Origin of the sequence: Bacillus sp. MUM 116, from assembly GCF_001866655.1 — a bacterium.
Taxonomy (GTDB): Bacteria; Bacillota; Bacilli; order Bacillales; family Cytobacillaceae; genus Neobacillus.
The window spans coordinates 1-3,840 of sequence record NZ_MLYR01000184.1 but is presented as its reverse complement, the minus strand read 5'-3'; the positions used below and the strand labels follow the sequence as shown (position 1 = coordinate 3,840).

General features: G+C 33.6%; 5 protein-coding genes. 2 read left to right on the top strand and 3 right to left on the bottom strand.

The genetic code is table 11. The features are described from left to right. Positions 1-139 precede the first annotated feature (139 nt). Entirely contained in the window at positions 140-277 is a 138-nt protein-coding gene (locus BIV60_RS30005; RefSeq protein WP_177177420.1) for a hypothetical protein, read from the top strand. Positions 278-459: 182 nt separating this feature from the next. Here BIV60_RS30005 and BIV60_RS27730 read toward each other — a convergent pair whose 3' ends face one another. Next, entirely contained in the window at positions 460-1,509 is a 1,050-nt protein-coding gene (locus BIV60_RS27730) for a DUF1835 domain-containing protein (protein ID WP_083402511.1), read from the bottom strand. Between the two features lie 60 nt (positions 1,510-1,569). Continuing rightward, positions 1,570-1,803 (bottom strand): hypothetical protein, encoded by a 234-nt coding sequence (locus BIV60_RS27725; RefSeq protein ID WP_071358887.1) that lies wholly within the window; start codon positions 1,801-1,803, stop codon positions 1,570-1,572. Positions 1,804-2,342: 539 nt separating this feature from the next. Between BIV60_RS27725 and BIV60_RS27720 the strand changes: the two genes are divergently transcribed. Beyond that, the gene (locus BIV60_RS27720; RefSeq protein ID WP_141770585.1) at positions 2,343-2,804 is read left to right on the top strand and encodes a carboxypeptidase-like regulatory domain-containing protein; all 462 of its coding nucleotides are present in this window, start codon (positions 2,343-2,345) and stop codon (positions 2,802-2,804) included. Positions 2,805-3,098: 294 nt separating this feature from the next. Here the strand turns inward: BIV60_RS27720 and BIV60_RS27715 are convergent, their stop codons facing one another. Next, positions 3,099-3,626, bottom strand: coding sequence for a GNAT family N-acetyltransferase (locus BIV60_RS27715; protein ID WP_071358885.1), 528 nt, complete (start codon positions 3,624-3,626; stop codon positions 3,099-3,101). Positions 3,627-3,840 lie beyond the last annotated feature (214 nt).

Below are 3,840 nucleotides of genomic sequence, written 5' to 3'. Positions count from 1 at the left end.
TACGACCTAAGCTCGGCCGCACAAGCACCCGTTAGTTAAACAAGTACCACTTTTATTGCGTATTATCTTCGAAGTATGCATTACGAATAATAAATGTTTTTTTATACAAACTATAATTATTGCTAAAGGAGGTTCTGTTATGCGTGATAATACAAATTTGGCAGTTACTGTCTTTTTTTCACTTTTAGGCTTTGTAGCAACAATAATTTTTAGCAGTGTCATAATAACTCAAAATAACCAAATTAAATCAAAACTTGAAAATGCAAAACAAACGTGATTCCTTTCAAGAAAGACTTGAGAGGATTTTTTATGTCATAATATTCATCAATTGCGTAATGAGCTATTATTCACTCACCTTTCCTAAAAAGCTGGCAAAGTAGCCGTTTTTCAAGTAACGCACCCGTTTGTTTAAGAACAATTTTTCACAATCTTTCCTTTATCATCCCATTCCAAATACCATTATTGTTTCAAACGGACACAGTATAATCTCATTGCCTCTAGACTGCCTTCCATTTCAAAGATTCCATTTTCAATCATTTTCTTCAACCGATAGTTTATGAAAGTATCGCTTATATATTGGTCTAAATGTATATGGCCAAGGACATTACCAATTAACCTGGCTGATTTAAAAAATTCTTTTGTTTTACGTTTTCCATGAAATTTTTTCGCTCTATTTATAATAAGTTCGTCAAAATAGTCTTCAGTAACACTTTGTACTGTTCCGTTACTCCAAATTCTTAATGTTTCTTTATTTTCAGTGAGAGAAAGCCATTCCTTTTTATATTGTTCTCTCTCATGTTGGGCTAGAGGGGATTGTTCCTGTCGTTGTTTTTCGTAAATTGTTTGGAGATTATCTGGAGATAATTCGCCAGTATGTGCAAGTGTATATTTCCGTTTCCCCTTATTAAAAAGGTGGTTAAATGCTTTTGTTGTATTCATAAAGAAAATGTCATTATTTTTATCTTTTAAAAGGTCCACAACAAAACGAAGCCCCGTCTGTTCTTCGGCATTTTCAGCAGCCCATATAAAAATTGGAATATCTCCTTCAATAGACATAATTTGATTAACAGATCTATTGAAGTTTTCCTTGAATTCATCAAATTCTCCATCTTCATCAGAAAGGTTATTTTGCATCCAATGATACCTGGCCTGTGTTCCAACTTCTTCATTAAATCTCCAGATAGGACCAATAGAGAACATTTCTTGAACCGAAATGACTTTTTCGTCTTTATACGCACCTAGTTGCTTTAGTACTTGTTTGAAACATCCCGCAGCAGAAACTCCGAACAGAATATGAACTACCTTAATTGGTCCTTCTATTGTATTTTGCCGCTGTTCTGTTATATCGAAAACCACTTGGTATGCCCTTTTCATTTCTTTAATAAACTGTTCCTCAGAATTCTCCTGCTCGTTTAAAAAGTGTATTCTTTTTAAAATATGACTAAGAAGTAACCTTGCATCTCTCTCTCGTAATTCCTTTACGATCTTGTTTATTTTCTCTATTTCCATAAAAGAGTCTCCCATAAGTATAATTCCTTCCTCAATATAACAATTAGTTGAAAGAAATGTTTAATCAGAGAAATCCCTGAACAATACTTCTATCTCTTGACCACCATAAAAATTATCGTCACCAATAAATTTTTCAATCTCTACTGTTCCGTCCGCCATAAATTCAACTTCCCAACGTTGTCCTGGAACTGCAATTTCAACCATAATAGCATCATTTCTAACTTTATTTAGCTTATAAAATATATTATTGTCCTCTAATTTATTGAGGAAATTGATTAAATCTTTAGGGCCCACCAAACCATCTCCATTCCTCAGATAATATACAAATTATAATCTAAATCCTTATCGAACTAAACTGCCACTTTAGTGGAATAAGAAAAAAGGCTGCCTCAGCAATTAACGGGTTCCGATACGGGGTGCAAAAAAGAAAATTACAATAAGTTTTTAGCGTGAATTCATTGGAATTCACGCTTTTGTTTTTGTTGGTAAATCAACGTATAACACCGTTTTTTATAAAATTTTTTATTTAAATTCGCAGCAGTTTTTTTGGGTGTGACAATACTTATTGTACAGCGAGAACTTAAGTACGAATACAAGTGTGAAATAGCCCGCGAATTGGTTGAGAAAATTTAAATTCATTCAACCTAAAGGAAAAAAATAAGATGAATTGAATGATTCAAATCACTAAATCAAAAAATACAAGGAACCAATAGAAAGTTGTGGTCCTCTTGTATAAAAAAACCTTATTATTTTTAATTCTTATCTTTATATGTTCAAGTTTATTTCAGCCTGTATTCGCTTCGAAAAAAAATACAGTAACTGCTATTCTTACGATGGAAGTAACATCTACAGTAAAACCATCAATGCAGAAAGGGAAACCCATTAAAGGTGCACGGTTAATTGTAATAAATTCATTAGGAAATATAATTGCTAACGTACTAACAAACTCTGAAGGAAAAGCCGCTGTATCAATTACAGTTCCAAAAGACCTCAGATTTCGCAAGAAGAATATGGGAGAAGTAACTGTAATAGCAGTCGCAAACGGTTATAATGAACATATTAATTTCAGCGTCCCTATTAATGAATTTGATGACAAAGCAGCAAGGGTCTCTATTCCTTTATGGGACATAGACCCCGAAAGAAGAAATGAGCCAATTTTTATCAATGGGAGCTATCACAGATTCACTGTTTTTGAGATGTTGGATTATTATGCTGAAAAGACAGGACTGGTTAGGCAAGATATTAAGGACAAATCGATAGTGCCTCCGCCGTGGAGCTCTAATATAAAGCAATAAAAAAACGCTGTTGTTAATGCAACAGCGTTTTTTAATGTGATTTACTGTGTGAAATATAGGTGAGTTATCAGGGATTTTAAGAGTGATTTGGCTTGCTTGCACCTCAAAACGGAGCCCGTTACGCAGTAACCCCAACCTTCTTCAAATAAAGCACCCTATAGTTTAAGTGAAAATCTTCACAATGTTTTGTGTAGGAGCATATAAAAAGACGCCTTCTTTCTAAAGAAAAGCGCCCTATTCCGGAAGATTATTTTGTAAGTAAGATATAGGCTAGGCCCCATTGTATATGGAAGATTACTTCCTAAGGAGGGAATAAACATATGTGTCATATGCTTTTCCATCTTGGTACATATAGTCTCTTAAAATTCCCTCTTTTTGAAAACCAACCTTTTCTAATAATTTATTCGATGCTTCATTTTCAATAAATACAACGGCACCTATACGAGTTAAGCCCATAACATCATAGCCATATGAAAGAACTTTAGATACTGCTTCTGAAGTGTAACCTTTTCTCCACTGTTCTGGATGAATTTCGTAACCAATTTCAGCACGTTTATGCTTTGGAGACCAAGCATTGAAGCCAATAGTTCCAATTATACCTTTGGTTCCTTTTCGCTCAATGCCCCATCGAATGCCTCTTTTTTCACTATAGTTTTTTGAGAAGAAATCTACGAATTTTTCTGCTTCTTCTATACTTTTTAATGTTTCTAATCCGTAAAAACGTGTTACATCGTCGTTAGAAAAACAAGCAAAAATGCCCTCTGCATCTTCATTTGTTAATTCTCGTAAGACTAATCTGTCTGTCTCTAATGTAGGAAACATTTAATCTCTCCCTTTATTTAGTTCTTAATTTGGAAAAATTGCCCTCTAATTTAATAACAATTATTTTAAATTACTATAAATTCCACAATCCCCTTCTTCAATTAAATGGCCCGATTGTTGAAAAAAAGCTAATGGCGATTTTTCAACTAAACTGCCCAGTTAGTTTAAGTGAAAATATTCACAAACTATCCGTTTTATGTAAATATCCACCAAG

Coding starts and splice junctions, on each gene's coding strand:
- BIV60_RS30005 (WP_177177420.1), top strand. CDS start 140: ATGCGTGATAATACAAATTTGGCAGTTACTGTCTTTTTTTCACTTTTA.
- BIV60_RS27715 (WP_071358885.1), bottom strand. CDS start 3,626: ATGTTTCCTACATTAGAGACAGACAGATTAGTCTTACGAGAATTAACA.
- BIV60_RS27730 (WP_083402511.1), bottom strand. CDS start 1,509: ATGGAAATAGAGAAAATAAACAAGATCGTAAAGGAATTACGAGAGAGA.
- BIV60_RS27720 (WP_141770585.1), top strand. CDS start 2,343: ATGGAAGTAACATCTACAGTAAAACCATCAATGCAGAAAGGGAAACCC.